The 26,110-nt window shown below is 47.1% G+C and carries 22 protein-coding genes; 5 read left to right on the top strand and 17 right to left on the bottom strand.

The genetic code is table 11. The features are described 5' to 3' along the window. Positions 1 to 82: 82 nt before the first annotated feature. A complete protein-coding gene (locus BJP58_RS01445; RefSeq protein ID WP_194542484.1) occupies positions 83 to 721 on the top strand; it encodes a DUF2306 domain-containing protein in 639 nt (212 codons plus the stop codon). 95 nt (positions 722 to 816) lie between these two features. Then, complete coding sequence (locus BJP58_RS01440; RefSeq protein ID WP_233354859.1) at positions 817 to 1,542, top strand: DJ-1/PfpI family protein; 726 nt, start codon at positions 817 to 819, stop codon at positions 1,540 to 1,542. A gap of 218 nt (positions 1,543 to 1,760) precedes the next feature. On the opposite strand, the gene BJP58_RS01435 is transcribed toward BJP58_RS01440, so the two are convergent. From BJP58_RS01435 to BJP58_RS01400, 9 genes are all read right to left on the bottom strand, one after another. Then, positions 1,761 to 2,516, bottom strand: coding sequence for an alpha/beta fold hydrolase (locus BJP58_RS01435; protein WP_194542482.1), 756 nt, complete (start codon positions 2,514 to 2,516; stop codon positions 1,761 to 1,763). Positions 2,517 to 3,041: 525 nt separating this feature from the next. Next, on the bottom strand, positions 3,042 to 3,527 hold the full coding sequence (locus BJP58_RS01430; RefSeq protein WP_194544771.1) for an RrF2 family transcriptional regulator: 486 nt from the start codon (positions 3,525 to 3,527) through the stop codon (positions 3,042 to 3,044). 203 nt (positions 3,528 to 3,730) lie between these two features. Beyond that, entirely contained in the window at positions 3,731 to 4,885 is a 1,155-nt protein-coding gene (locus BJP58_RS01425) for an AI-2E family transporter (RefSeq protein ID WP_071221663.1), read from the bottom strand. A 244-nt stretch (positions 4,886 to 5,129) separates the two neighbouring features. Beyond that, positions 5,130 to 7,349: an AAA family ATPase gene (locus BJP58_RS01420; RefSeq protein WP_194542481.1), complete on the bottom strand. Its 2,220-nt coding sequence runs from the start codon at positions 7,347 to 7,349 to the stop codon at positions 5,130 to 5,132. Between the two features lie 73 nt (positions 7,350 to 7,422). Beyond that, entirely contained in the window at positions 7,423 to 7,908 is a 486-nt protein-coding gene (locus tag BJP58_RS01415) for a DUF6530 family protein (RefSeq protein ID WP_194542480.1), read from the bottom strand. Between the two features lie 317 nt (positions 7,909 to 8,225). Next, positions 8,226 to 9,515 carry a class II aldolase/adducin family protein gene (locus BJP58_RS01410; protein WP_194542479.1) on the bottom strand — a complete coding sequence of 430 codons (1,290 nt, stop codon included), beginning with the start codon at positions 9,513 to 9,515 and terminating at the stop codon, positions 8,226 to 8,228. 195 nt (positions 9,516 to 9,710) lie between these two features. Beyond that, complete coding sequence (locus BJP58_RS01405) at positions 9,711 to 12,536, bottom strand: alpha/beta hydrolase (protein ID WP_233354858.1); 2,826 nt, start codon at positions 12,534 to 12,536, stop codon at positions 9,711 to 9,713. A 32-nt stretch (positions 12,537 to 12,568) separates the two neighbouring features. After that, the gene (locus BJP58_RS33430; protein WP_233354857.1) at positions 12,569 to 12,898 is read right to left on the bottom strand and encodes a hypothetical protein; all 330 of its coding nucleotides are present in this window, start codon (positions 12,896 to 12,898) and stop codon (positions 12,569 to 12,571) included. Further along, positions 12,885 to 13,652 carry an ABC transporter ATP-binding protein gene (locus BJP58_RS01400; RefSeq protein ID WP_194542478.1) on the bottom strand — a complete coding sequence of 256 codons (768 nt, stop codon included), beginning with the start codon at positions 13,650 to 13,652 and terminating at the stop codon, positions 12,885 to 12,887. The genes BJP58_RS33430 and BJP58_RS01400 overlap by 14 nt, the downstream gene beginning before the upstream one ends. A gap of 238 nt (positions 13,653 to 13,890) precedes the next feature. On the opposite strand from BJP58_RS01400, the gene BJP58_RS01395 reads away from it, so the two are divergent. Continuing rightward, positions 13,891 to 14,562, top strand: a complete 672-nt coding sequence (locus BJP58_RS01395; protein WP_194542477.1) for a response regulator transcription factor — start codon at positions 13,891 to 13,893, stop codon at positions 14,560 to 14,562. Further along, positions 14,559 to 15,587, top strand: a complete 1,029-nt coding sequence (locus BJP58_RS01390; protein WP_194542476.1) for a sensor histidine kinase — start codon at positions 14,559 to 14,561, stop codon at positions 15,585 to 15,587. The genes BJP58_RS01395 and BJP58_RS01390 overlap by 4 nt, the downstream gene beginning before the upstream one ends. A 118-nt stretch (positions 15,588 to 15,705) precedes the next feature. Here BJP58_RS01390 and bahA read toward each other — a convergent pair whose 3' ends face one another. From bahA to BJP58_RS01360, 6 genes are all read right to left on the bottom strand, one after another. Continuing rightward, positions 15,706 to 17,961 carry a bacitracin amidohydrolase BahA gene (gene bahA, locus BJP58_RS01385; RefSeq protein ID WP_194542475.1) on the bottom strand — a complete coding sequence of 752 codons (2,256 nt, stop codon included), beginning with the start codon at positions 17,959 to 17,961 and terminating at the stop codon, positions 15,706 to 15,708. A gap of 97 nt (positions 17,962 to 18,058) precedes the next feature. Then, positions 18,059 to 19,210, bottom strand: coding sequence for a HAMP domain-containing sensor histidine kinase (locus BJP58_RS01380; RefSeq protein WP_194542474.1), 1,152 nt, complete (start codon positions 19,208 to 19,210; stop codon positions 18,059 to 18,061). Beyond that, positions 19,207 to 19,920: a response regulator transcription factor gene (locus BJP58_RS01375; protein WP_194542473.1), complete on the bottom strand. Its 714-nt coding sequence runs from the start codon at positions 19,918 to 19,920 to the stop codon at positions 19,207 to 19,209. Before BJP58_RS01375 ends, BJP58_RS01380 begins: the two co-directional genes overlap by 4 nt. Positions 19,921 to 20,018: 98 nt before the next feature. Next, a complete protein-coding gene (locus BJP58_RS01370) occupies positions 20,019 to 21,515 on the bottom strand; it encodes a hypothetical protein (protein WP_194542472.1) in 1,497 nt (498 codons plus the stop codon). Continuing rightward, positions 21,493 to 22,065, bottom strand: coding sequence for an RNA polymerase sigma factor (locus tag BJP58_RS01365; RefSeq protein ID WP_194542471.1), 573 nt, complete (start codon positions 22,063 to 22,065; stop codon positions 21,493 to 21,495). Before BJP58_RS01365 ends, BJP58_RS01370 begins: the two co-directional genes overlap by 23 nt. 136 nt (positions 22,066 to 22,201) lie before the next feature. Beyond that, entirely contained in the window at positions 22,202 to 22,774 is a 573-nt protein-coding gene (locus BJP58_RS01360; RefSeq protein WP_194542470.1) for a TetR/AcrR family transcriptional regulator, read from the bottom strand. 243 nt (positions 22,775 to 23,017) lie between these two features. Between BJP58_RS01360 and BJP58_RS01355 the strand changes: the two genes are divergently transcribed. Next, positions 23,018 to 23,962 (top strand): ketopantoate reductase family protein, encoded by a 945-nt coding sequence (locus tag BJP58_RS01355; RefSeq protein ID WP_194542469.1) that lies wholly within the window; start codon positions 23,018 to 23,020, stop codon positions 23,960 to 23,962. Between the two features lie 156 nt (positions 23,963 to 24,118). Here the strand turns inward: BJP58_RS01355 and cntE are convergent, their stop codons facing one another. Both cntE and BJP58_RS01345 read right to left on the bottom strand, forming a co-directional pair. Then, positions 24,119 to 25,333 (bottom strand): staphylopine family metallophore export MFS transporter CntE, encoded by a 1,215-nt coding sequence (gene cntE / locus BJP58_RS01350; protein WP_194542468.1) that lies wholly within the window; start codon positions 25,331 to 25,333, stop codon positions 24,119 to 24,121. 30 nt (positions 25,334 to 25,363) lie between these two features. Beyond that, complete coding sequence (locus BJP58_RS01345; protein ID WP_194542467.1) at positions 25,364 to 26,110, bottom strand: ABC transporter ATP-binding protein; 747 nt, start codon at positions 26,108 to 26,110, stop codon at positions 25,364 to 25,366.

Below are 26,110 nucleotides of genomic sequence, written 5' to 3'. Positions count from 1 at the left end.
TTCCAGGTATGTATGTCGATCGTGTTTTTCCGTATTCAGAAATGGTGTGTATCAAATATGGAGCTTCGGGAGTTGCGAACGGATGAAGAAACGAAAATCGTTATATCTATTGCTGGCCTGTGTCAGCATTCTATTTATACTACACGCCTTGGTGAAAAACTATTGGATCGATCCAGGTGCTTCGGGATTCTTAAGCCATAAGACCGGGCTAAAGCGCGAGCTCAATCTCCCGGTTTGGCTTAATGTCATGTACGTTCATGTTGCTTTCGCATGTGTGGCCATGGCATCGGGACTGATTAACTTTTCGAATCGAATATTTGAAAGAAGCCGCAGGCTGCATCGCATAAACGGCTATGTATATATCGTATCCGTACTGCTGGTTGTGTTAACTTCCGGATATATGGCCCCCTACGCGACAGGCGGCAAAATAAGCAGTATGGGATTCAATCTGCTGAATATGATCTGGCTGGTTATCACCATTACGGCGCTCGTGCAAATCAAGAGGAAAAGGATCATTCGACATCGCAACTGGATGATTCGTAGTTATGCCTTTTGCTTCACAAACATGTTGATCCATCTCATTACTTCCCTTTTTCATCAGGGATTCGGGTACGTTTACCCTACTAGCTACACCATCGGCGTTTACGGCTCGATAGCGCTGCTGCTAGTTATTCCTGAAATCATCATCAGAACGAATCGAAAGGAATTGGTATCAGGATGAAAAAAATACTTAGTTTACTCACGTCGTTAACACTCGTTCTATGTCTATTCGCCCCCGCAGCAAGCGCAGAAAGAAACAAGAACCCAGATCCATCCATGGGTAAAAGCGTGCATGTACAAATCGTATTATTCGATGGGTTTGATCTGCTGGACGCCTTAGCGCCATATGAAGTATTTGCTGCTGCCGGAATGTACACTGGTGGAAAAGTCACTGTAGAATTAGTATCTGCAGAAGGTAAGCGTTCGGTACCGAGCGGGCTGAATGGACCTGCCCTCGAAGCGCAAGATATGTTAGACCCTAATCGTTCCGGGATTATTGTAGTTCCTGGTGCTTCGGGGAAGCCAGCAGGGAATACCGCAGATGCTATTCCCAACATATTGAGGCAGGCTAAGGATACGGGGTTAACAACGATGATGAAACAAGCTATGAATAATAAGGACGTTACGGTGGCTACCGTGTGTGGAGGTTCATTGCTGCTGGCTATGGATGGATTGTTGAAAGACAGATATGCTGTCACCAATCAGATAGGCATGGGTGCGTTAGGGGCTCTCGGTGCAATTCCGGTCGATGCAAGAATCGTGGAAGATGGCCCACGCTTGGTAACTGGCGGAGGTGTTACTTCCGGACTTGATGTGGCCTTGTATTTGGTTGAGCGTGAAGTCGGACCACAGATTGCGAATGCTATAGAGAAGTTATTCGAGTACGAGCGCAGAGGAACGGTGTGGCAAGCAAACGGCTTACCGCCGATTAACTTTGAGACGAGCCAGGAAACGCCTAAAAAAGAGCAACCGTCTGCACCGGGGAACAAAGACAAAAAGTGAGGAATCGAGGCGATCGGGGAGCTTGGAACCGTGTCGCTCCCACATACCGTTATTAGAGAAAAACAAGTCGCAATGAATTTATGTCGTTTCATCTACTCTAACTGTATAAAATCATCAAAAAAGCCGCAATTTGTGCGGCTTTTTGCGTGTATGCATTGCCTCTATATCAAGCAAAAAATTTATTTATTCCCTTGTAATTCATGCCGCGATGTGTTCCATTATCCTCTCGCTAAAAAAGCAGCAATCAAACCGGCAAGTTCGTCTGCATGTGTCAGGGTAGCCATATGGTCAGCCCCCTCGATTACCTCGAAACGGATGCCTTGCACACGCTTGAACTGTTCCGCAATTCGTTGCATATCCTCCCATTCGACCGTTCCCTGAATAAACAGCGTCCTTGCAGCAAGCTCCTCCAACCGCTCGATCGCTGGCGGCATCGGCCATATCACCTCGAAGCTCTTCCACTCACTAAACACTCTGGTCATATACAACGTGTGCATCTCGCGCAAAAAGTCCCGTTCAGAGCTGGACATCGTCACACGATAATTAGGCCCGCTCAACGATTGTTCGACCAGACGGTCGACATCGGGTGCGCATGCATTTACTTGGGCCATCCAATCGATGAATGGCTGGGCGTGCTTGAAACCGGTTAGCGATGGTGCGATTAATACTAAATGGTCAACCCTGGAAGGGTAAGTCAAGGCAAAATCCGTAACGGCCTGCCCTCCCATGGAATGACCGACAAGCGAAGCGCTGTCAATTTGCAGATGATCGAGCAATGCCCGAAGGTCTTCAACCAAGCTGGTTGGTTTTTGCGGCGCTGGGGATTTTCCCGTTCCCCGCCCATCATACGTGATGACTTGATGGCTCCGGGCTAAATGCGGGGCAATATAGTTCCATTCTCTTGAATCGACACCTGGACTGTGTACCAACACAACAGGTGTCCCACTGCCTTGAGTTTGATAAGCTAAATCCATTTGAAAACTCCTCTCTCCAATGGATGATACATCCAGATTATGATTCTAATATAATTTAAGACTGAACATTCGGTCAATATAAAATTGCATGAAATCCGAGTTGTTTTTCTTGGATGGGATAAGAACGGTCAAAATCAAAACAAAAAAGCCGCCAATGGCGACTTCTTAAACGCGCGATAATCCTACCCGAGATTCCTCCCGTTTACCAACTTTACTGAGCGCAACATTTAATGAACCGGCTTCAGAAAGACTGAACACAATATGGAAGTGAGTTTGACGTTCCTCTTCTTGCAGTCGCTGGTTGTTAACGGCATCTATGTGCATTTCCATCAGATTATACAATCTCTGACCGAACACTCTATCTTCATGCTCACCATTCGTTGAATCGTGTATTGCAGTATTTAGCAGCTGACGAAGTAAAAGCCAATGTTCTCTTTCTCCAAACCCGCTAATTTCTCAAAGAGTTTATCGATTACGATCCCTCCCAAACTTTCGGCTTATTCATATAAAAAAACAAGAAGTTCATCACTTCTTGTTTTCCGCACAGCTGCCACGCTTCGATGCCGCATCCAATACCGACTGGATCGTTTGCTCCTCCAAGTATTGATACAATTGCCGTTCGGCGCCGTCCATCACCTGTTTGACCAGACATACGCACTCACGGGGATTATCCTCGTGCATCTTGGCAGCCTTCTCTTCGGCTAGCAGGCGATGCTGCTGCGAATTGAGATTGGAGCATTCAAACAACTGCTGTCTTCCTTCAATGACCTGTATCACTTCAAGGAATGTAATCTTCTCTGCCTGCTTGGCCAGCTCGTAGCCTCCGTTCACTCCCGGTACAGCCCGCACGATACCATCCTGCCTCAGCTTGGACATGATTTTGGATAAGTAGCTTTCCGAGACGCCCAGCGTCGCAGATAACTCCTTGATCCCGATGTTCTGATCACGCTCCGAATGAGCCAAGTGGATTAATGCGTGCAGAGCATAATCAACGCTTTTGGAAAACTGTATAGCGGTTCCCCCCTTAAATTCGAATTATATAGACCTATGATATCCATTATAGTAATTCGGATTTGTTTTTGCAATGAATCCACGCTTCCTGGTGGAGCATGGTTACACTCACCTTCTGATTCATTGAGGAATATGGTTGAAAAAAAAGCCGCCAACATGGCGACTTCAAGAGTTAATCATACGGATTGACACAAGCCAAAAGACTATTTCGGCGTGTTGCTATTCCGAGGATCATATAATCCCGACGTGTCCTTGAACCATTCGAAGATATGCGATACACAAACCTTAAGGACCGCATAGCCGGGAACGGCTAACAAAATGCCAACCACACCGAACAGATTGCCGGCCGTCAGTATGACAAAGATAATCGTAATGGGGTGAATCTTGAGCGTTTTACCCATAATTTGGGGTGAGATGAACTTCCCTTCTATTAATTGCACGATCGTCCATACCGCCACCATCTTCAGCAGCATCACCGGAGAAGTGACCAGAGCTACAATGAGCGCAGGCGTAATCGCGATTGCGGGTCCCAGATAAGGCACCACGCTGGTGAACGATGCAATAATCGCCAGAATCAACGCGTAATCCAAACCGATGATCATGTAACCGATATACAGCAGAATACCAATACAGAAGCTCACAATAATCTGCCCGCGGATAAACGAGCTGATCTGATGGTTGATATCCTGAAGCACATGCAAAATTCCGGAACGACTCTTCGTCGGCAGGAAAGACAATATTTTCAGAGGGAGCTTCTTGCCGTCTTTCAGCATATAAAACAGTACAAAAGGTACCGTCACGATCGACAACACAACCTCTGTAAATGCACCCAGAAACCCGCCAACTCTACTCCACGTGTGGTTTAGAAGTTCCGTTGCCTTCTGCGTGACGGTGGTCCACCATTCCTGGGAGTTAATGTTCATGGTTTCTTGAATCTGGTTATACAACTCGCTGCCCGTTAGATCTTCAAACTGCTGTCTAACCTTTTCGCTATATGTCGGAAAGTTATCAATCAGCCCCATAATCTGGTTGCGCAGCACCGGAATGACCGCGAGCACCACAATCGTTAGAATACCAGCTATAACCAGATAGAGGATCAGGATGGACCATCCACGCTTGATTTTCCATTTCTCCATCACATCCACCAGAGGATTCAGCAAATAATAGAGTATTCCTGATAAAATGATCGGCAATACGATCGTCTTGATTAACACGGCGAGCGGATGCAGCACAAACGAAATTTTGCTTAGAACCAACACATTGAGTCCAACCAGCAACAGAACAAGCAAAAGAAGCACAAATTTATTGTTCAGAAAAAAGCGCTTGAACCGATCCGGCCAAATACGGGGTTGCTCCATACATGTCCTCCCTTACTTATGTATACATATTCAAGTTGTAAAGCTGAGCATCGATTCACGACACCGAAAAAAACCGACAAAACGACGGGCTCTTCATTCTTTTAACTATAATGTTTGAACGGGGCACATGTCCAGTTTACCAAGAACGAACGGGGAGATACGTTCATGTATTCACAGACATCAGTAATAAACAAGCCCGCATGTCACTATGACACGCAGGCTGAAGCAATTCGGTAAGATGATGTTACAAGTATCGAGAAATGATCCGCACCAGCTTGGCTGGCAGCTCATTCAGGTTGGTCATATCCAAAAATCTCTCGGCACCATAGATCTGACTAATGACATCTTTGTCTTGGCCGATGGCTGCCGCCAGAAATTTGACTCCTTTTCTTTCGTATTCGGATAGAGTCTGCCGCATGTCTTGAATCGCCAGACTACCGGTATAGTCATCCATGGCTTTAGGCTGCCCGTCGCTGATGCTAATCAACAGCTTCGTTTGTTTCGGTGAATTTGCTAACCGTTCCGCCATAATTCTTAAAGCCATACCATCCCGATTATTACTTCTGGCCCGGATGCCCATCAGCCTGAACCGGTCGCGGACATCCGGTTGATCGTAATCGGCATAAGCGAAGATGGACATCTGCTCCAAACGGGAAACATCCGCAGTATCCCCATAAATTAAAACAGGTATATGGCAAATTTGGCAGAATTCATAGACCGCGATGACCGCCCGCTTAGCCGCCTCGAGTCTCCCAAAAGCAGCCATCGATGCTGATTCATCGACCCTTAAACCGACGACAAGACCAGGGGATTCCGTCGGAGGACGTTTCTTGGCAAAATACCTGAAATCACGGTAAGCCACGCTGTCTGCCTGAAACTTAGAACCATAGTAATGGTTCTTGGCATATTCCGTGGTTATCTCGTGCTCCAACAGCGGCATCGTCTGTCTGGCGATTTCCCGCACGATGGGCATAATGTCCTTACGCAGACTCCGATATTCCTCCTGCTGGATCGGGTCAACATCAGGACGGTGAACGATCAGCTTTACAGCCTGATGAATCGAATCGGACACGATGGCCCTGGAGACTTGATTCAGCTTTTTGCGGAAGTCCCGCTCCTTCTGTTTCTCCTCCTCTGTCATGGGTTCGGGATTGGCCTGATGATATTGCGGTGATCCGTCCTCTCCTGAATCCGTGCTTTCCATATCCGCTGACTCATCCGCGAGGATGGATGTGCTGTCTTCGCTTTCAGCGGACTTCTTTAACTGGAGCCCTTCTTCCTCAGCTTGCCCGTCAGGCATGGAATCCAGTTCTATATCGCTCTCCCATGTCGCGATCTCCACTGCCTCTGGGCTTCGTTTTTTATTCTTTTCAACCGGGACTTCCTCCAACATATCCAGCAAACCTTCGCCTTTCAGCGCTTCTTCCAGCAGTGTGATCTCTTCCGAATCGGTTGTTATCTTGTAAATCACTTTATGATAAAGGGATTCCCTCGCAGAAGCACCTTGCGCAACGGTATCCACCCAATAGAAATAAGAGCGCATGCCAGCCACGCCTTTAATGGCATTAGCTCGGGCTGTTTTATCCAATAGGATAATGACCCTTGCCAGCACATCCAGCATTTCATCGTTTTGATAGCCGGTTTTGGCCATCGCTCGCTCTATCATAATCTCTTTGGTCGGCAGGTCCATCTTCTCCGTATGCTGCACTCGGTCACGCAATGCCTCGTTAAGCGGCCTGGATCCGGCGTAACTGCGGTTTGCCGTGATCACCGCTATGAAATCCGGATGCCGCTGCACGATCTCCGTTGGGAGATTAAGACTGCCGCCCGGCTCCAATGCGGAATTCAATGCCATTAATACGCCGGCATCCCGAATCACGTTCGGTTCCTGGATTTCCAGCAGATAGCCCTTCTGAAAAGCTCGGACGATCTCGGAAGCGTAAAATCGATATTCTACAGCTCCATCCTGAGCCATATTCGCGGCCAGCTTCAATAATTGCTTCATTTTTGCGGAAGCCATCTCTTGTGTAATCTCCAGCGCCTCCATCAAAATCTCCGTCGAGCTTCGAAAGCCGTCGCTTTCGTATAATGCTTTCAAGGCCGCTCGGTCCGCTGATTCCAACTGCTTCATTCGATCAGATGAAATAACCGGCAAAATGGCTCCGAGGATATCCGATTTATCCATATCGGCAAAACAAGTTACTTTGGTATAGGGTAACCTGAAGTTTGCGGACAACGCCTTGGCAAGCTGCGTTTTTCCGGAGCCGGCATCCCCTTCCAATAAAATCGTGGCGATTTTCATCTCGCCGCGGTGCCAATTACGCTTGATTTCATTCGTGATTCGCCGTTCTTCCTCGCTTGCTGTATGTGTTAATGGTTTTTTCCAGACAAGACTTTTTTCTTCCTCGGTCAATACTCTCCCAGGAGACAGCACGTAAGATTCATTATCATGCTGGTCTTTCATGACCGCTCACCTCCAAACTCTCGTTAACTCTGAACGCAGGAATGGGTTCATCACTCCCAATCCGGCAGCTTTCTCACCGTACATAACCCAATTCTTCTAACATTCTCGTCAAAGTGCGCAGACGTTCACCAATCATCTCACCATTATCGCTCAATGCCTCGTTGAACAGCTTGATATCCTCCTGAATCTGTTCATTATCCGTGCATACTGCTACCGTCATGGCGTTCCCCTGCAATCCGATCCGGTCGATCACAGGATGTTGCGGGTCATATAAATCTTCAAATCTATAGGCTTCGCTAAAATGTGTCAGGGCACTGCAAATGAGGATGGATAAATCCAGAATTCGATGAAGAGGTAACTCATCCGATGGACCGGCCCCTTGTTCCTCAGCAGCTCTCCATACTTTGGCGGCAATATGCGCCCTACCGTCCCCGTTCTGCTTGGTCAATCCCAAAGATAGTGCACTTACATCTGTCTTATATGCGAATCGCCCATCCACTTTCCCATAGTTATCCGAAATAATCACGGGTTTATGATTTGTAGAAGCAGGTATATTCATTGCGTCTCCTCTTTTCCAAAGAATTAAATCGTAATCCAACTGTGCTCATAGCTGCCTATTTAATATAGGTTTCAACACATTAATTTAAATTGTTAAATAAACATAAACATGATCGATCTATCTATATAATAGACAATATTAATATTGTTGTAAACAGGAGCTTGAAAACACGCATATCGAATCGTTTCCGAGAAGGGGCTGGATTCCCCAAAAAACGGTGAAGGCCGATGTCGATTTGTCTAAGCCGGAACAAACGAAAGGCTGCCGCACTATTCCTGCGGCAGCCTTGTTACAGCTGAAGATATTCCATACATATACTACTCCAGATTAAATGCTGATTCGAGCTCGCGAATCCGATCGTCATCGATGTGTATGACATTCCCAAGCGTTCTGGCCGACAGAATGGACTTGGCGCTGTACTCTGCAACTTCCAATCGATCAAAAGCATTGAGCAGGCTCTGGCCCGCAACGATGACGCAATTATTGTTCACGATGGCGATCGGCGTATCGGGTCTAAACAGCGAAGCGGTACGCTCGGGCTCATTGTAAACCGCATTAAAGGGAAGCTTGGGCATTCCGCGAAGCAAGATATAACTCTCCGGAATCGTTCTTGAATCGAATACGGTATCCGTTACGGCAAATGCCATGATGTTAGGCGGGTGCGCGATAATCACCGAATCGACATGCGGCTGCATTTTATAAATCGCTTCATGGAGAAAGACGGATTTGCTCGGCTGTTTGCCGGCCTCGGCTTTGCCGTTCTCTATACGAACGAGGTCACCCGGCTCCAGATGGTTGCGGTCTTTGCCGTAGGGTGTAATGATAAAATCATGACCAAATAAACGATGGGAAAAAGTACCCTGCGTGCTTGTAAACAGACCTTGTTTATACGCACGCCGCATAATTGCGCACATGTCCCGGCGAATTTCTTTTTCCTCCGACGTGCAGGTGTCGCGGATATACGTATCCAGCTGCAGCGTGCTTTTGTTGCGGACGATGTCGTAATCCTCATCCGTCAACAGGACGGGATTTCCGAGTCGCCGCGCCTCGATCTCCAGCCTCGCACAGAAGTCTAGGGTTTCAAACCGGTTAAACGCTTGCGGAAGATCCCCGGCTCCGACCACAACGCCATGGTTCTCCAGCATGACCGTGTCAATCCCGCGCTTGAAAACAGCCGCAATGTTCTCCCCGAGCTGCTCGCTTCCAGGCAGGGCGTAAGGTGCGATCCCGATCTCGCCGCAGATCTGCCGTTCGTTCGGAAGCAGCCTGGTATCCGGAATGCGTCGGACAATACTGAACGAAACCAGCGCAGGCGGATGGGCATGAATGATTGCTTTCAAATCCGGACGGGCTTGATAGATAAGCCTGTGGAAGGGAAATTCACTGGATGGTTTATGATTTCCCAGGGCCGTACCATCCTCCTTCACGCATACCATATCTCCCCGTGTAAGGGAGCCTTTGTCCACCCCGGCGGGTGTTATCCAAATATCTCCGTTCTCGTCCCTGATAGACAGATTACCCCCGGACGTGGTCGTCATGCCATGGTTATAAATACGATTGATAAATTGAAGGAGCAGATCTGCCGGATGCAAAAACTCCTGATTCATTCCTACCACCGCCTTATCCGAATGTCTTTGTTTAGTTTTGTTTGTTTTTATTATACTGTTTTTTCTATTGATAAGCGATCAAGATTGTGGCAAAAACAAAACAATAACTGTAAGTAATGATTGTGATCTCGAACGGGAACAAAACAGAGATGATATCATCCCTGTTTTGTTGTGTCGCGGTTTATCTTCATGACTTTACTTCAACAAATCAACCATTGGATAGTCTGCGGACGGAGAGGTCAGCAGCGGCTGTGGAGCACCCTTTAAATGAAAATCGAAGAAGGCAGCGACATAATCTCGATGGGCAGCGATTGTCTGTTTCGGGTCGGCAGTTCCGATAAATTGCTGGACTACTCGCGGCGATAGGCTCAGCTTATCTTGAAGCTGTGGAAGCAGCGTCTGATAATCTGTAAACGTATAATGTGCTCCCTCGGGAATAGTTAGATCGAGTTTCCAGCCGGTCGAATGCTGCCAGAACGATTGACGGTCCATCGCGGTTAGATGGGAATCAACCTCGCCATCCTTATTGTAGCCTGAATTCATGAGCATGAAAGGGCGATCCAAACCATGCTGCGCCACCGGCAATGGATTATCGGGCATGTGGCCCATCGTTCCATCCATGTCGATGCCAGCGTCAAAGCGATCATCCTCGTACATCACCTGAGCAGCAGTAGCCCCGCCGGCGGAATGTCCGAATATTCCGATCTTAGACAGGTCCCATGTTTGTTGAAGTCCAGCGGGCAATGGTTGATCGCCTGGATGACTGCCTTCCTTGATGAGTTCGAATTGGTCCAACACATATTGGATATCATCCACTCTTACCTCCAGCATCTTCAGTACCGTCTCTGCACTGAAAGGCGGTAATGACTCCGTTGCCACACGTCCATCGGGAAATTGGACCGCAGAGGCTTCATACGTATGATCGACTGTAACGACCACATAACCTCTGCTGGCCAAGTCTTCGACTACAGCCGTCCCGAAGTTTCTTGGAACAGACCCGCCAGGTGAGTAGATGAGCAGCGGCCACCCAACGTCGTTGTTCGCCGGCGGTGCATTTAACCAAGCGTGAGTGCCGATACCGGAGAGATCGACCCGACCGGGATCCAATCCGATCGTCGAGATTGTGTTTTCATCATAATATTTTGCTGCTTCGGGCTGCATGTACACTGCCTTCTGCTCGCTTTTTCCCGTGGCGGGGTACCATATGCTGATCATGAGTTCCCTGTCTCTGTCCTGTTTCCATGGATCCACCCGGTTGTCATCCTTGAAGTGCATTTCCATCGTCCCCACAGAATATTCTCCAGTAGGTTCTGGTAGCTGTAATTGGATTTTCTCTGCCTGGCCCCTCTCATCCTGCGTTGCAGGGGTTTCCGTGCTGAAGAAGATTCCAATCAGAACCAGAAGACAGACCATGATTGCGATAGCCGCAATTCTAACCACGGGGGCAGACCTTCCATTGACGATCCTGTTGATGGAGTTGACCGTGAGCACATAATAAACCGTGTAGATCAGGAAAAACACAGCCACGCAGATCAGGATGGGCAGCATGAGACTGGCGCCTGCCATATTGCTGAATAATCTTTTTAACAATTGCAGGATGACCATGTAATGTGCAAGGCCGATCATGAGCGGCAAAGCAAAAATAAATGCGTTCTGCCTAATGATTGCCACACTTACTTCTTTTCCGCTTACACCGATTTTTTTAAGAATATCGTACCGTGGTTTGTCTGCTGTTGCTTCAGTCAGCTGCTTGAAATAGATCATGCTGCCTGTTGCCATGACAAAAACGAGCCCAAGAAATCCTAAGATAAACACATTAAAGGCCGCTTCTTCGATTCCAAGACGGTATTCGGAATAATATGAAGATAAATTCGATTCCGGTGTCTTCAGCGACGCCAGCGCATCAGCCGTGTGCTTCGTCGTCTTCTGTTCCTGCACCGCATACCCGACATAGCGGGTCGGAGAAACTTGCGCCTCCATTTTGTCGTAGGTGCCGTTACTTACAACAATCATCACATCCGGATAACTCCAATTCATGATTCGTTCTACGGTCATCCCCGTAAAAGCAAGAGTTAACCGTTGATCCGGCAATTCGATATCGACCGTTTCGCCTTCATAATCGGGCCACTCATAGTCCGTATACATGGGCCGGATCGCTATAGCTTCATCCTGTTCGATCGGATCAAGTACAGGGAAGCGCAGCGCCGCTGCCACCTGGTTGTATTGATCGATCGAGACCACTTTGAGCGGGGTTTTGTCTGCTTCGATCATTCTCTCCGGAAGGATCTCTGGATTGGAAGCCTCCCCTTTTGTCTCCAGCACCGGAATCGTCATTTGCGCAATAATCGGATGCGCTTCATCTCCACGTATGATTTCGTCTACTTTTTTATTAAAGGCGTTGTCCTGGGCAATATACATGTAGCTAAATGGAGCGGTAAGCTTCGATGTTTTGTCAAACGTATAGTATGCGCCTAAGCCGACGCTGAAGGCGCACAACGCCGCAGCGGATAACAGGGAAATGACGCTTAACAAACGAGCGTTTCCTTTAATCCGGTACACCAAATTAGAGGTGATGACCAAATTCATGCCTTTATAATAACTTCGTTTTCTCTTCTTGGCGGTTCTCAGCAAGACAATGACCAGCGAGGAGAAGAGCAGAAGCGTTCCAGCGATAATTCCGACAGTCATCACGCTCAGATTGACAAGAATTTCTTCGGTGACGGCAAAATCGCGGAAGGCGAACCCATATCCCGCAGTCAAAAAGAGAACTGCACCCACTGCCGATAGAAACGACGCTTTCGGCTCTTGCTCCCCTTCCTGCTCCGCGCGAAACAATTCGATGAGTTTAAAGCTGTAAATCAATCGATAGCCTTGGATCGACGTCGCCAAAATAATCACCATGAACACGATGAGCGTATGAATCAGAGCTCGAAGAGAGAAAGCCATGCCTACCTGTACCGGCGTCCCCAGCAGCTTGATTAAGATCATAGCGAACAGCTTGGACAACAATGTGCCAATCAAGATTCCTATGATTAAAACAGTTACCCCAATGATCAGGTTTTCATAAAACAGCATTTTTCCGATCTTTTTTTGGGTAGACCAAGTAACGCGTACAAGCCTACTTCCTTTTTACGCTGCCTGGAGAAAAAACGGTTGGAATACATAATAAAGACGGTAACAAATACGATCAAAATGATGGATGCTATCATAAAAACGGATCGCATGCTCTGCGATGATTCGATTGAACTCGTAATTTCTTGGCTGTATTGCAAAGAAAGAAAAGTATAATAGATAATGACGCTGAACAGGATGGAAATGAAATAGATCGTGTAGTTTTTGAAGTTCCCTTTCATGTTCTTTTTCACGATGTCAAACAAGGTCACTTGCATCCCCTCCCAAAACGGTCAATACATCCAATATTTTTTTAAAAAAGTGTTTGCGGGATGCATCTCCTCTAGTCAGTTCGGTGAAAATGCGACCATCCTTTATAAACAGCACCCGCGTGCAGTAGCTTGCCGCAAACGTGTCATGAGTGACCATCAAAATCGTTGCCTGATCATATTCATTCAGGTCTTTCAGGCTCTCCAGCAGCGCGGTCGCCGATTTCGAATCCAGAGCGCCGGTCGGCTCATCGGCCAGCAGCAGACTGGGGCCGGAAATCATGGCGCGTGAAGCCGCAGTCCGCTGTTTTTGCCCTCCGGAAATCTGATACGGGTATTTGTTCAGAATCGGGGTGATGCCGAATTTGTCCGCGATTTCCTCCACTCTATGCTCCAGTTCTTTGACATTCATCTTGGCCAGCGCCAAGGGCAGCAAGATGTTCTCCTTCACCGTTAAAGTGTCCAGCAAATTGTAATCTTGAAAAATGAATCCCAGTTTATCCCGGCGAAAAGCGGATAATTGTTCCTCATCCATCTTCAGTACGTCTACCCCGTCAATCATCACCTCTCCCGAAGTAGGCTGATCAATTGTCGCAAGCACATGGAGCAATGTCGACTTGCCTGCGCCGGACGGCCCCATGATCCCCACGAACTCTCCCTCCTGCACGGTCAAATCGATATCATCCAAGGCGGTATATACATTTCCTTTTACGCCATAAACCTTTCTAATCTGAGAAGCGTTCACTACCATTTTCATGTTGATCTATCCTTCCTGGTTATCAATATAGAAACAATCAGCACGATTTCGACATCATGTATTTCTTATCCTGATCTTAATACAGTTCACCTTTACTTTAGCTTACAACTTCCCCCTCTACCTTACATTCCTGTCACATTAGACAAAGGAAGAACCCCCGGATACTTGCTTGTCTGCCGCGGGAAGATCGTATACAATGTGTTTAATTTGCCGCTCGTAACGCCCGGGAGGATCGTTTATGAAAATCATGATCGTAGAGGATGACCCGACCATTCGGGGGATGATCCAATTAGCATTAACCAAATGGAGCTTGGAAACGGTAATCGTCGAAAACTTTGACCATGTCGTACAGTGCTTTATTCATAACCAACCCCATCTTGTCATCATGGATATTAACCTGCCTTCGTATGATGGATTTTACTGGTGTCAGAAGATAAGAGAAATTTCCAATGTACCGGTGGTCTTTCTTTCTTCCCGCGATTCGCCCATGGATGTTGTTATGTCAGTGAATATGGGCGGGGACGATTATATTCAGAAGCCGTTCCATATGGATGTGTTGACCGCTAAAGTTAATGCGCTGCTGCGCCGAACCTATTCCTATTCGGACATGCAATCGGATGTGCTCGAACATGAGGGGGTCATGTTCCATCCGGAGAAAGGTATTCTCTCGTATGAAGGAGGGAAAGCGGAGCTTACCAAAACGGAGGTCAGTATACTGAAAATCCTCATGCAGCAAAAGGGAAAGGTTGTTGACCGTAAGAAAATCATGCGTCATCTTTGGCAGGATGAAAGCTTCGTGGACGAAAACACGTTAACCGTTAACATCGTCCGCTTGCGTAAAAAACTGGCCGGCATCGGAAAGGAAAACTGGATTGTTACCAAGAAAGGGCAAGGTTATATGGTCCCATGAGTTTCATTCAATACATAAAGGACAAACGTTATTTTTTGATGTTGTACGCGGGTATGATGGGCTTTATTTCAATAATCATGACTTTATCCTTCAACCCGGCCCTCGTGTCAGGCAACTTGCTGTATATTCATATCGTTTGCTTTGCCTTGGTCGCAGCTTACTTGCTAATTGGCTATTATTATCGAAGATCCTATTACCGGAAGCTTCAGCAACTGATCCATCTGGACCGGGATGATTGGACTGTCGTTGCCCCTGAACCACAAAACTTGCAACAACGGCTGTATCTCGAGCTTTTCACCAAATTGCATCGCCAACATGAACGCGACCTTCGGAAACTGAATGAAGAGAAGATCGATCATCAGGAATTTATCTTGTCCTGGATTCATGAGGTGAAACTTCCGATAGCGGCAAGTCGTCTGCTAATGGAGAATAGCACCGGGGAAACAGCAGATTCCCTAGCCGATAAACTTGAGGATGAGCTCGACAAAATTGAAAATTATGTGGAGCAGGCATTATACTATTCTCGAATTGATTCCTTCTCCAAAGATTACTTCATCACGGAAGAACCATTAGACGCGATCATTAAAACCTGTGCGAAAAAATTCGCAAAAACGTTTATCAACAAGCGGATTCGCTTTCATATGGAGGACATTCGGCAATCGGTTCATACCGACCGGAAATGGCTCGGATTTATCCTTGATCAAATCGTTGCGAATGCTTTGAAATATACGAATGAAGGCGGAACCATCACATTCACGGTCGAGGAGGACCGACAGGAAAAAAGGATGCATATTATAGATTCGGGCATCGGAATTCAGCCGGAAGATCTTCATCGAGTCTTTGATAAAGGATTTACCGGTTCCATCGGAAGAAGCCATGCCAAATCGACCGGCATGGGTCTTTACCTCGCAAAGCAATTAGTGCATAAGCTGGGCCATCATTTATCCATCCAATCGGAGGCGGGAGCTTATACCAAGGTCACGATCCATTTTCCTAAAACGGATACGTATCACAGCTTGCTGTAACGGTTTGAGCCCGCTACCCAACCTAAATCAAAGGAAGCCGCCAGTATGGCGGCTTCTTCATCGTATAGAGTTCTTGTCGACTGGCAGTCATCAAAGTCATCCTATAAGACCATACATGTTATGATCGAATGCCTACATCACTAAGCAGAATGCTTCCCCGCTTGGTTAGATTGAACTCGATGCGAATCTTGCTCAACTGCAGCGGGTTGAAGTCCGGATTCATTTTGTGATAATCGTCTAACTGGAAATCATAGCTTTGAAATACAGGTTCTGAAGTATTGCCTGCATTCGAAAATGGCCATTTGAGAAGTTTACCTTCAATAACAGGCGGCAACTTGGATATGTGGCTGAGGGGAAGACTTGCCTGATGGCCCTTCCTATCTTCAACCGTAATCGTAAAATTGATAAGCTCTTTCGGGTCGCCGCTTTCTTCTGTTTTGCGTGCATCTGCCAGCGAAAATACGATCGAGCTATCCCTCCCTGTTTCCACCCCGTTATCCGGCAAAGTAACCGTATAGGACGCAGGCTCGGACGAACCGTTCGAATTCCAGCCTAAGCGAACCGCGCTGTAATCCGCTTCGCCTAATTTTGTCTTAACCTTTTCTTCCTTCCATTGCTGCAGGTTCTCGCCCTGCAAGCTGCCGCCGGTAAGTGTGGTGCTCTGCAGATCGATGTCTTCATGAAAATTGGCGATCAAAGTCATCTGCGAATCGTAATAATTGCCCACATACAGATTGTCGGGAATCCATTCCTTGGCATAACCCAAATCCTTGAACACCTCCCTGTATTGCCTTTGGTCCTTCAGCGTGGCATCCAGGAACGAAGATATGAACACTTTTGCGATGGTTTCCTGCTCATCCCGTGGCATAATTTGACGTAGGTTAAACAGTTGGTTCCCCAACCCTGCCCCATCCCCTCTGCCCCAGCCTCCGTTAAACTGGCCGTGGTTGGCTCCATAGATATAGATCAGCGATTTCATGTAATTTGTGCCCTTGGTATAACGAATCCGGTGATATTGCTTCGCACCGTCCAGGCTGTTGACATCCATATCATGAGCTCCATGCAAAGCCAGATAATTTACGTCTTGCAGCGGCAAAGGTTTGCCTTGCGGCTTATATTGCCCGTCCGTTCCCGCAATGGAAATGAGCGAGCGGATCGAGAAGTTATAATCAAACTTGATATCCCCATGGTCCGGATGACGGCTAAGCTTGTTATACGCTGCCGCGATCGCGACCGCTTCGCCGCCTCGGGAATGACCGATGAGGGCGATTCGTTCCATATTGACCTTTTGGTAAAACGGGTTGTCCGGATCGCTGTTCCAGCCCTTCCAGGTTTGCAAATGCTCCAGCAGCAGCAGACCCCTTGCCGGGTTTTCCTTTAGCAGCGGATTGATCAGGAATAGATCCTCATATGGGGAGAAATTGAGGAAATTTTCATCCACGGAGACAAATATATACCCTTTGCTCGCGAGCAGCCTGCCGAGATATTCATAACCCGGATCGGAATAATCATTCATTAAGTGATTACCATGTACAATCAAAACAAGCGGAAAGGTGCCCTCCCCTTCGGGATACCACACTCTTCCGTTTAACGGCATGGCCTCGGGTCCGAATCCAAGCGACTTCGTGCGCAAAGACGACCATTTCTCAACAAACCTGGACGCATCCACCGTTTGGGTGGTTAGGGAACCGCTTTGGTTAAATTCTGTCCGATAGTTGTCAGGATTTCCGTATAACAGACTTTGGACGGGATATGTGCCTTGTTCGGCCGGGTTAATCATCGAGTCTTCATATCGGGTTGAGATTTTCAGCTGTTTCAATGTGATGTCCGGAGCGGCATCATCTCCGGCACGAATCAGCCAGAAACTGCCCGCGCCGATCGCGATGGTGATCAAGGACAAACAGGCCATCGAGCCGATTTTCCTGGTTTTAGACACTTGCTTGTAGCTTCCCGCTGCAAATTTATAAGCCAATGCACCAAATAAAGATAAAACAATGGCCAAAGAGACGATGAAGACTGCCGATACGCCCGGCTGCACAATAAAACAGAACAAAAACATGATCAGGGAATACAGCAACATCCAAATATAACGGCTTGGTAGTTTCTTGACCCCGTGCAGCAACATTGATGCTAGGCCGCTTATAAGGGCAGCCGCAAAGAGAAACAGGAATGTGCCCACGATGAATTTACCGACACCATGCCCCGTCAATAGATAGTTGGCCTGTATCAAAATTAGAATAAAGCCGGTGGCGCCAAGCCCAAGCGACGCCCCCTTCCATCCAGGGGATAACGGCCCCCTACGCTTCCGGTTTGCCATGATTCTTCGAAAAAAAGTAACGCCTTTTTCTTTCTCTTTCTCTTTGTGTATTTCCAATCTCTCCAGTCCTCCTGTATCCCTTAAAGTGGTTGGTTCTACTTCTGAGGTTACCGGATAACTCTTTCGCTCCGCTTTCCTGAATCTTTCAGTAATCTTACAATTCGTTAGGAAGAAAAAGAATGAATTTCGTGTGCCCGTTCGTGATCAGCCTGATGTTACCCCCATGTTTTTCAACCACTTGTTTGGCAATGGCAAGACCCAGACCCGTCCCCCCATCGCTTTTTCGGGCTTGGTCTCCGCGGACAAAGGCATCGAAGACCTTTTCCTTCAACACATCCGGAATTCCGATGCCATCGTCTGTAATGTGAATTTCGACTCCTTTCCCCGTTGCTGCCAATTTCAGTTCAACAGCTGTACCGGGCGGATTGTATTGAATAGCGTTTGATAGGATATTGGAAACCGCCCGATTTAACCAGGTCGTGTTGAATGGTACGATGATTACACTGTCAGGAATATCGTAATGGAAATGAAACTTCTGTTCTTCGAACACCTCGTAATACTCGGCTGCAATTTCCCTTGTGAATTCTGTAATGTCGGATGCCTCAACGGCAAAAGGATAGTCGGGACTATCCAGCTTGGACAGCTCGAAGATACCGTCGATCAGCTCCGACATCAGGCTGGCTTTGTCGGAAATCAAACGCAGGATTTTTTGCCTTCTCTCTTCCGAATTAACGAGCCCCAATTCCATCGCTTCGATATAGCCCTGAATGGTGGTCATCGGTGTCTTCAGGTCATGGGAAATGTCAATCAGCATTCGCTGCTTGCTCTCTGCAAGCTCTCGCTTTTCCCTCTCCATCCGTTCGAGCCGTGCAGCCATATCATTGAAATCATCCTGAATCTGCGCAAGTTCATAGCTCGCTCGAAAATGTAATCTTTCATGGTAATGTCCACGTGCAATGCTGCGGATACCATCCGCAATCGATCGGAGCGGGGTCGTCAGCCGGGATGCCGTCCATCTTCCGAAGACATATACGGTAATTGCAAACAAAGCGAGAAACAGCAGCAGCGTTTTCAGTGCCATTCCATAAAACACCTTCTCATGCTGATCGCTGTCCATGCCTGGCACGGCTGTTGGACTGCCTATGACTCCAGCCTCCGCCTTGACCGGTCCGGAAGCCTCCATAAAATAATCCATGATCAGCGCATTTAATACAAATAGCGAAAACGCGGCAATAAGCGCAATGGTAACAAAGAAAAAAATATATTGGCGAATCAGTGAACGCTGCAGACGATTAGGTGAATTCATGGCTGTAACTCATCTTTCTTCGCAAACCGGTAACCGAGACCGCGAATGGTTTTGATATAGACAGGCTTCCTGGGACAAGCCTCGATTTTGTCGCGAAGCCTGCTGATTTGGACCATCACGGCATTATCGTCAGCCAAATAAAGTTCATCCCAGGCATGCTCAAAAATTTGCTTCTTCGTAAATACGCGCCCCGGCTCCCCCATGAACAGCTTCAATAATTTGTACTCGATCGCACTCAGCGAAATCGGCGTTCCCTTGATGTATAACATGCATTCCCGGTGATCCAGCTGCAAGTCCCCGACGCAGGTTTCGGATACCGCTGGAGCTTCCAACGGCTCATTAAACTCACAGGAGCGTCTTAACTGTGCCTGAATTCTCGCCATCACTTCGAGCGGGCTGAACGGCTTGGACACATAATCGTCTGCCCCCAGCTTGAGTCCGGTTATTTTATCAAGCTCCTGATTTTTGGCCGAGATGAGAATAACCGGGATTTTATAATCCTGCCGCATCATACGGAGCAGCTGGAATCCGTCGATGAGCGGCATCATGATATCGAAGAGTGCGAGATCCACGTGCCTGCTTCGCAGATGCTCTAGGGCAGTTTTCCCGTCGAAAGCTTCGAGCGTCTTATATCCCTCTGCGTCCAGATAAAGTTTAAGCATGTCAATGATATCCGGATCATCATCGACTACAAGTATGGTTTTAGGCATAGATGCATCCTCCTCCAAGTAATATATGGTTCTCCTTGGGGGGCGAAATTCCTTTTTAGGGTTTGTTCGTTAACTCATGGTCGGAGGTCCCAGCAACTTTACCAAGGCAGATTCGAAACGGCAGGCAAGTCGAATGCCCACTGGAAATCTCGCTTCTTGCCAATAACGGTTCGTTTTAATGTAATTGATGGCGGGATGTTCGTTAAACCTGGAATCGCAAATTCCAAATATTCCGATGTTACTGGCTCCCCCTGCGTATAAGCTCCACCGATATGGACCTTGTATTCCTGCCCATTATTATCAACTGCTACCCATTCATCAAGTAATGGCTGATTCATAAACCTTCCCTTGGCGTACAGGGCAACAATTTGTTCTCCTGTAGAAGGATCTTTCAGCAGCGAAGATTTTGTAAACGTAAGGGTGTCTCCTCCATCCATCATCACAGCGGGATTCTTATCCAGCTCTCTGGGGTTAAGCTGAATGGCGCCTTCGTTTAGGAAACGCATGGTCAATCCGTCGACCACCACCCTCACATGACTGGAATCCGGAGGAATCACGGTCGAATCGAATTCATTGGACCATTCCAGGGTCCCGCTTGAAGTATTCATTTGCTGCGATTCCACTTTTTTAATATAGGATCCGATGGTCTTATACCGGTTACCTTCCTTAATCTTCACTTGATACAAAACCTCCAGGCCGTTATGCCAGTTCGATGGGACCTGTTCGAGCATCTGGGGAGCCAGGGATATCGACATATCAAAGCGGATACCGTTTGGTGTAACTAGAAGCTGTTTCATGTCCATATTGAGCCCTTCCTGCGTTGAATATGTATCCTCTAAAGGTTTAGATACCGATAAAGATTTGGCATTTGTCATATCCATCGTCAACTCCAGCGGCCAATTAACCAGGACACGTTCTTGTGGTTGTTGTTCTGGATCAGCTACTACTTCTACTGCTTTACCCTGGATAACAATGTGATCCGGAACCGTGCCATTGAATACATAAACATAATCCTGTATTCCCGGATCCGTGTTGCGAAGATGCCTACCGGGAATTGCAACTTGGCGTCCCTGCGTGTCCGTAATCAAGAACGGATCGCGCACACTGTCTTTTAGTGAACGGCCATCTGGTCCGAATTGCTTCGTGATGATAACAATATGGGAACGGTCCTTCAACACGGCCATGATTTCCATCGAGTATCCGCCATCTTCCACTTTGACGTTCTGCATTTGAAGAAGATCAAAGCGTCGAGCTCTTTCATATTCCTCATCCCATAACCAATATCCGTTGGTGGATAAAGAGTCACTTCCTTGATACCGATGCTCGCCGATCATAGAGGTACTGTCAGGCGAATTCTGCCATACCATATACGCTCCGCCCATGAGTATTACGGCAGCAGCTCCGGTCATCACCATTCGCCGCAATACCTGCTTGAAAGCGGCTTTCTTTTGCAAGCCTCCGCCAAGCCCCCTCGGGTCCATTTCGATGTTCTCTAATGCTTTCATCACGTTTGAAGTAAATTCGGGGTCCGGTCCTTCCTCATATATTTTGGAGCCCCAATACTCCTCGTCACTAGCCTTTAATATAGGTTTCAAACCATATCCCTCCCTTGTTCTCGATTTGTTTCTTGAGATTCTTTTTGCCTCTGTGCATGGCATTTCGAACTTGGTCAGCATTTAATCCGGTAATCTCGCAGATTTCTTCATATGTCAGGTCATTCGTATACTTGAGAAGGAGCACCAATCGATACTTAAAGGGCAATTCCTGTAGCTGATGATATAATTCCCTCTGCATTTCTTTTTGAAGGACAAACTGTTCAGGCGTATGCTGGTGGCTTGGTTCATGGGTCCCTTCATTTGAAGCAGAACGGATTCGATTTCGGCGCTGAAGATCCTTCACCGCATGAACGACGATTCTATATACCCAGGCCGAAAAATGCCCTTCGTCCCGATAATTCGCCAAGCTGCGGTAGATTTTAACAAATGCTTCCTGCGCAATGTCCTGAGAATCCTGATGATTTAACCCCATGCTGCGGATGATTCCGTATACTTTAATTTTGTAACGATCGACGATAACGGCAAATAATTGCTTTTCGCCTCCGACGATACGACGAATGATCTCGGTTTCGGAAGACGCATCTGTCATGTGTTTCACCTCATTTCCCTGCTCATTTAGTACAACCTATAAACGTAAGCTGTCCCTCAAACTTCTCAGTAAAGTTAAAAATAAAAAATCAAAAAAGAACCTTCCGGAATCGGAAAGGCACTTTCCATCTGACTATTTAGCGGCGTCCAACGAAACCATATAAGAGTAGCTGGATAAGTTCCGCCATCTTGTTTTTATAATTCCCGGCTCTGGCCCAGGAAGCTTGGAGCGTCCCGACGACACTTAATAATTCCAATAGGGTCTCCAGCGAAACAGAGGAATGAATCGCCCCTTCCTTGTTCCCCAGCTCAATAAATTCCTGAATAAGCTCTATTCTAATTTGATTCGTGTTTTCACTATATAAGCTCGCTAACACCTGATCCTCAACGGCACCCGGTGTACCAAGCAATTGATAGTCTTGATCTGCACAGATCTCCAAAATCCGAGATATCTTATCCTTAAAGTCGATATTTTGATGCAAAAGCTCCTTAGCCATTTGGATCGTATTTTGCATCAGAACATTCGCACATTCCTTGACCACCCCTTCTTTACTGCCGAAGTAGTTATACAGCGATACCGACGATACGCCGGATTCATCGGCAATGTCCTTAATGCTAACATGGACGAAGCCTTTTTCTTTAAAAAGCTTTAATGCCGCATGAATGATTGCATCCTTCTTTTGCTGCGTTCTGATTTCGAATTTATTCATCACTCTTCACTCACTTCCCGTGTTCATCACTACAAGTAGTTTAACATAATGCGAATAGTTTTTAAATTTCACATTCAATATTTAAAAACTTGTTGACATCCTGGTTGATGTCCATATAGAATCAAGCTATGATTTTTAAATTTTGAAGATAATATTTAAAAACTTTGTTAAAGAGACAAGGGATAAACGCTTGAGCAAACATGGTTTGATTCAATCCTTTAACCCAAAATGGAGGGACCCGCGATGAGAATATTGGTTTACGGCGCAGGGGTTCTGGGCAGTTATTTAGCCCACGAGCTAGTGCGTGGAGGGCACAACGTCACGATGCTGGCAAGAGGACGACGAGCAGAGGAGTTGGAGAAGAACGGCAATGTCATTCGGCATTATTTTCAGTTTCAAACTACGGTTAATCAAGTAAGGGTCATCCGAGAACTACAGCCGGACGATGTTTATGACCTTATTTTTGTTGTAATGAAATATCCGGATTTCGAGGCTGTGCTGCCTGCCCTTGCGGCGAATCATAGCTGCCATATCGTTATAATGGGCAACAATGCAAGCCCTGGGGAAATGGAGAAGTATTTGCAAACCCATAGTCCGGTAGCGAAACAGGTTTCGTTCGCTTTTCAGTCGATTGCCGGCTGGAGGGAGAATGGCCGGATCATTAGCGTGCACGGCCCAAAAACCAACCTAACGATCGGTGGTTTAGGAGAGGATCTGTCATGGCGCACACTGATCGATGAAGCCTTGGTTAACACTAAATATAAATGGAATTACATTACAAATATGGATGAGTGGCTGAAAAGTCATTTTGTGATCATCTTGCCTTTGAATTCCATAGCTTCTTCATATAACGGTAATTTGCGCAGAGCCGCAAAAGACAAGAAGCTTCTTAATCTGGTCATCCATGCGGTAGATGAGGGGCATCAAGTCTTAGAGAAAAACGGCTTTACGGTTACGCCTGCCGGTCAGAAGCAATTTGCCCGGGGCAAAAGAAAGCTGTTCTACATCCTGCTGAAGCTGATGCTCTCAAGCCCGATTGGCAGAATCCTGTTAAGTGATAAGGCGGTGTCGGCAGACGAGATGACCGCTTTACAGCAAGCTTTTGATCATTTGAAGATACGCGCAAACATAGCTACGCCTCATTGGGATGAGCTTCTACATTATTCCCCACCCATACAGGGATCATAGAAGATGGCTCAGTCGATCTATCACTTAGCCAGATAAGAGACAATGTTCATTAAAAATCTCTGCTCAACCAACGAGCAGAGATGATATGAACCTTCCGACGGACCTAGACTGACACTTCAAGAGCAGGCTGTCACCGCCTTGAACCTTGTTAAACGGCTACACATCCCCTTCACTCTCCTTGGCAAGGTTGTTGCTCGAAGCCACCAAGCTTCCTCTTCGCTCGTACGCAACAATTACCATAGCCATGCTTAATACAGCGCATATCATATACATGACGGAGTATGAGAAATAATCCGCGATGGGCCCCATCACAACCCCGCCCATGGATACGCCAAGGTCAGCCATGGCAATAAACAGCCCGATTAACACATTGCGGTTGGATGAAGGTAATACAAAGGACAAATAAGTAGTTAACGTTGGGTATAAGAGCGCCTGCGTAATGCCCATGAGAATAGCGCCAGTATAAAGAAAAGCTGCTCCCTGCTCTGAAGAAATGCTGATGCAAACTGCAGCGAGGGTTAGTAGAAGCATAGTACCCATGATAAAAAACGAATGCCATTTGCCATCCGAAGGAATTCTTTTTCTTAGAAGAAATCGTGAAGCAACAACGACCGCAGCCTGGAGCATCAAATAAATGCCGGCACTGCCGCTGCTTAGCTGCGATCCGTATAATGGCATAAACGTTGTTACGGCTCCAAATATGATCGATGCCGACAGCATTAACACGCTGCATTTGAACAGGGACGGATTCTTCACGATTTGTCCAAAGGAATGAAATACGCCCGAACGATTCGCCGATTGTCCGGATGGTCCCTCTTCTCTATCCATCTTGACGCTGTATCCGAACAAACCGGTACAGATTGCGATGGCTACAAAAATGACGGTGAATGAATCCATCCCCCCGGTCTGCCAGAGGCCTAATGCGAGAACGGGGCCGATCACGCCGGGAATATAGGAAAACAATGAATAGAACGAGATTCCTTGCGAACGTTCCTTCTCGGGCAGTGCATCGATGATGCCGATCTGGAGTGCCATCGAAAAAAAAGCCGTTGCTACCCCTTGCAATATTCGAGCAACCAGATATCCTCCTAATCCTGTACATGTATACAGAATTAAGGCAGCGCCATTGACCAAAAGGATCAGCCGCAGCACCTTGACCGGACCGTGCTTTTGAATCAAATGTCCGGCCCAGGGTCGAAAGAACATCGTCGTGAACATGTAAGCTCCCATGACAAGACCGATGGTTGAGCTGCTGGCTCCCCAAGCAGCTCCTTGTAGCGGAATTAATACATTGAGTAAAGCATTCGCGCTGAAATAAAGCAGCGCCAGTATATATAAACGCAAAAATGGCCAAGACATCGCTCCACTCACTATTTCTCTCCTCCTGCTTGCGACTGATCCTTAGAACGTAATCAAATGCTCCATTAATTTTTTGGCATAATCCGACTGAACATGCTTTAATTCCTCTACACGAACCGTTTCCTCCACCCTGCCGCTTTTGAATATCAGAACCCTGTCGCAAAGATAAGCGGCAGCTTGTATATCATGCGTGATGAAGATGTAACTCATCTTATAAATGTCTTTGAGCTCCTTCAATAATCGAAGGACTTGAATTTGTACGGATACGTCCAAAGAGCTAATCGCCTCGTCGAGTACGATACACTTCGGTTCCGTGGCAATGGCTCTGGCAATGCATACTCGCTGCGCCTCACCACCGGATAACTCATGAGCATATTTCGTTTTATAGGAAGCATCCAATCCGACCTGATTCAGCAACAGATCGATTTTGGCCCTCGTATCATCATTCAATGACCTCTGCGCCGTTAAGGGTTCCATGATCGCTTGTTCCACAGTAAAGAATGGGTTGATTGACGAAGTGTAATCCTGAAATACGGCGCTTATATTGCCAAATCGCACATGGCGATGTATGACGTGGTTCCCTTCGAATAAGACATGCCCAAGGTCCGGTTTCTCAATTCCCAAGATCATGCGTCCCAGGGTTGATTTGCCGCTACCGCTTTCACCGATGATGCCGAGGCATTCCCCACTGCCGCATTCAAAGCTTACACCCTCCAGAATGCGTTGCCTTTTCCCTGAAAACAAGCCGCCGACCCGGTAGGATTTATGAACGTTCTCAACTTTCAGCAC

Source organism: Paenibacillus sp. JZ16 (assembly GCF_015326965.1).
In the GTDB taxonomy this organism is placed as follows: domain Bacteria; phylum Bacillota; class Bacilli; order Paenibacillales; family Paenibacillaceae; genus Paenibacillus_AQ.
The sequence above is the reverse complement of the archived record's forward strand: the minus strand, read 5'-3'. Positions and strand labels throughout refer to the sequence as shown.

What these genes read in the sequence shown, in the direction of transcription:
- BJP58_RS01445 (WP_194542484.1), top strand. Translation starts at nt 83, where the DNA reads ATGAAGAAACGAAAATCGTTATATCTATTGCTGGCCTGTGTCAGCATT.
- BJP58_RS01440 (WP_233354859.1), top strand. Translation starts at nt 817, where the DNA reads ATGGGTAAAAGCGTGCATGTACAAATCGTATTATTCGATGGGTTTGAT.
- BJP58_RS01435 (WP_194542482.1), bottom strand. Translation starts at nt 2,516, where the DNA reads ATGGATTTAGCTTATCAAACTCAAGGCAGTGGGACACCTGTTGTGTTG.
- BJP58_RS01425 (WP_071221663.1), bottom strand. Translation starts at nt 4,885, where the DNA reads ATGGAGCAACCCCGTATTTGGCCGGATCGGTTCAAGCGCTTTTTTCTG.
- BJP58_RS01420 (WP_194542481.1), bottom strand. Translation starts at nt 7,349, where the DNA reads ATGAAAGACCAGCATGATAATGAATCTTACGTGCTGTCTCCTGGGAGA.
- BJP58_RS01415 (WP_194542480.1), bottom strand. Translation starts at nt 7,908, where the DNA reads ATGAATATACCTGCTTCTACAAATCATAAACCCGTGATTATTTCGGAT.
- BJP58_RS01410 (WP_194542479.1), bottom strand. Translation starts at nt 9,515, where the DNA reads ATGAATCAGGAGTTTTTGCATCCGGCAGATCTGCTCCTTCAATTTATC.
- BJP58_RS01400 (WP_194542478.1), bottom strand. Translation starts at nt 13,652, where the DNA reads ATGAAAATGGTAGTGAACGCTTCTCAGATTAGAAAGGTTTATGGCGTA.
- BJP58_RS01395 (WP_194542477.1), top strand. Translation starts at nt 13,891, where the DNA reads ATGAAAATCATGATCGTAGAGGATGACCCGACCATTCGGGGGATGATC.
- BJP58_RS01390 (WP_194542476.1), top strand. Translation starts at nt 14,559, where the DNA reads ATGAGTTTCATTCAATACATAAAGGACAAACGTTATTTTTTGATGTTG.
- BJP58_RS01380 (WP_194542474.1), bottom strand. Translation starts at nt 19,210, where the DNA reads ATGAATTCACCTAATCGTCTGCAGCGTTCACTGATTCGCCAATATATT.
- BJP58_RS01375 (WP_194542473.1), bottom strand. Translation starts at nt 19,920, where the DNA reads ATGCCTAAAACCATACTTGTAGTCGATGATGATCCGGATATCATTGAC.
- BJP58_RS01365 (WP_194542471.1), bottom strand. Translation starts at nt 22,065, where the DNA reads ATGACAGATGCGTCTTCCGAAACCGAGATCATTCGTCGTATCGTCGGA.
- BJP58_RS01360 (WP_194542470.1), bottom strand. Translation starts at nt 22,774, where the DNA reads ATGAATAAATTCGAAATCAGAACGCAGCAAAAGAAGGATGCAATCATT.
- BJP58_RS01355 (WP_194542469.1), top strand. Translation starts at nt 23,018, where the DNA reads ATGAGAATATTGGTTTACGGCGCAGGGGTTCTGGGCAGTTATTTAGCC.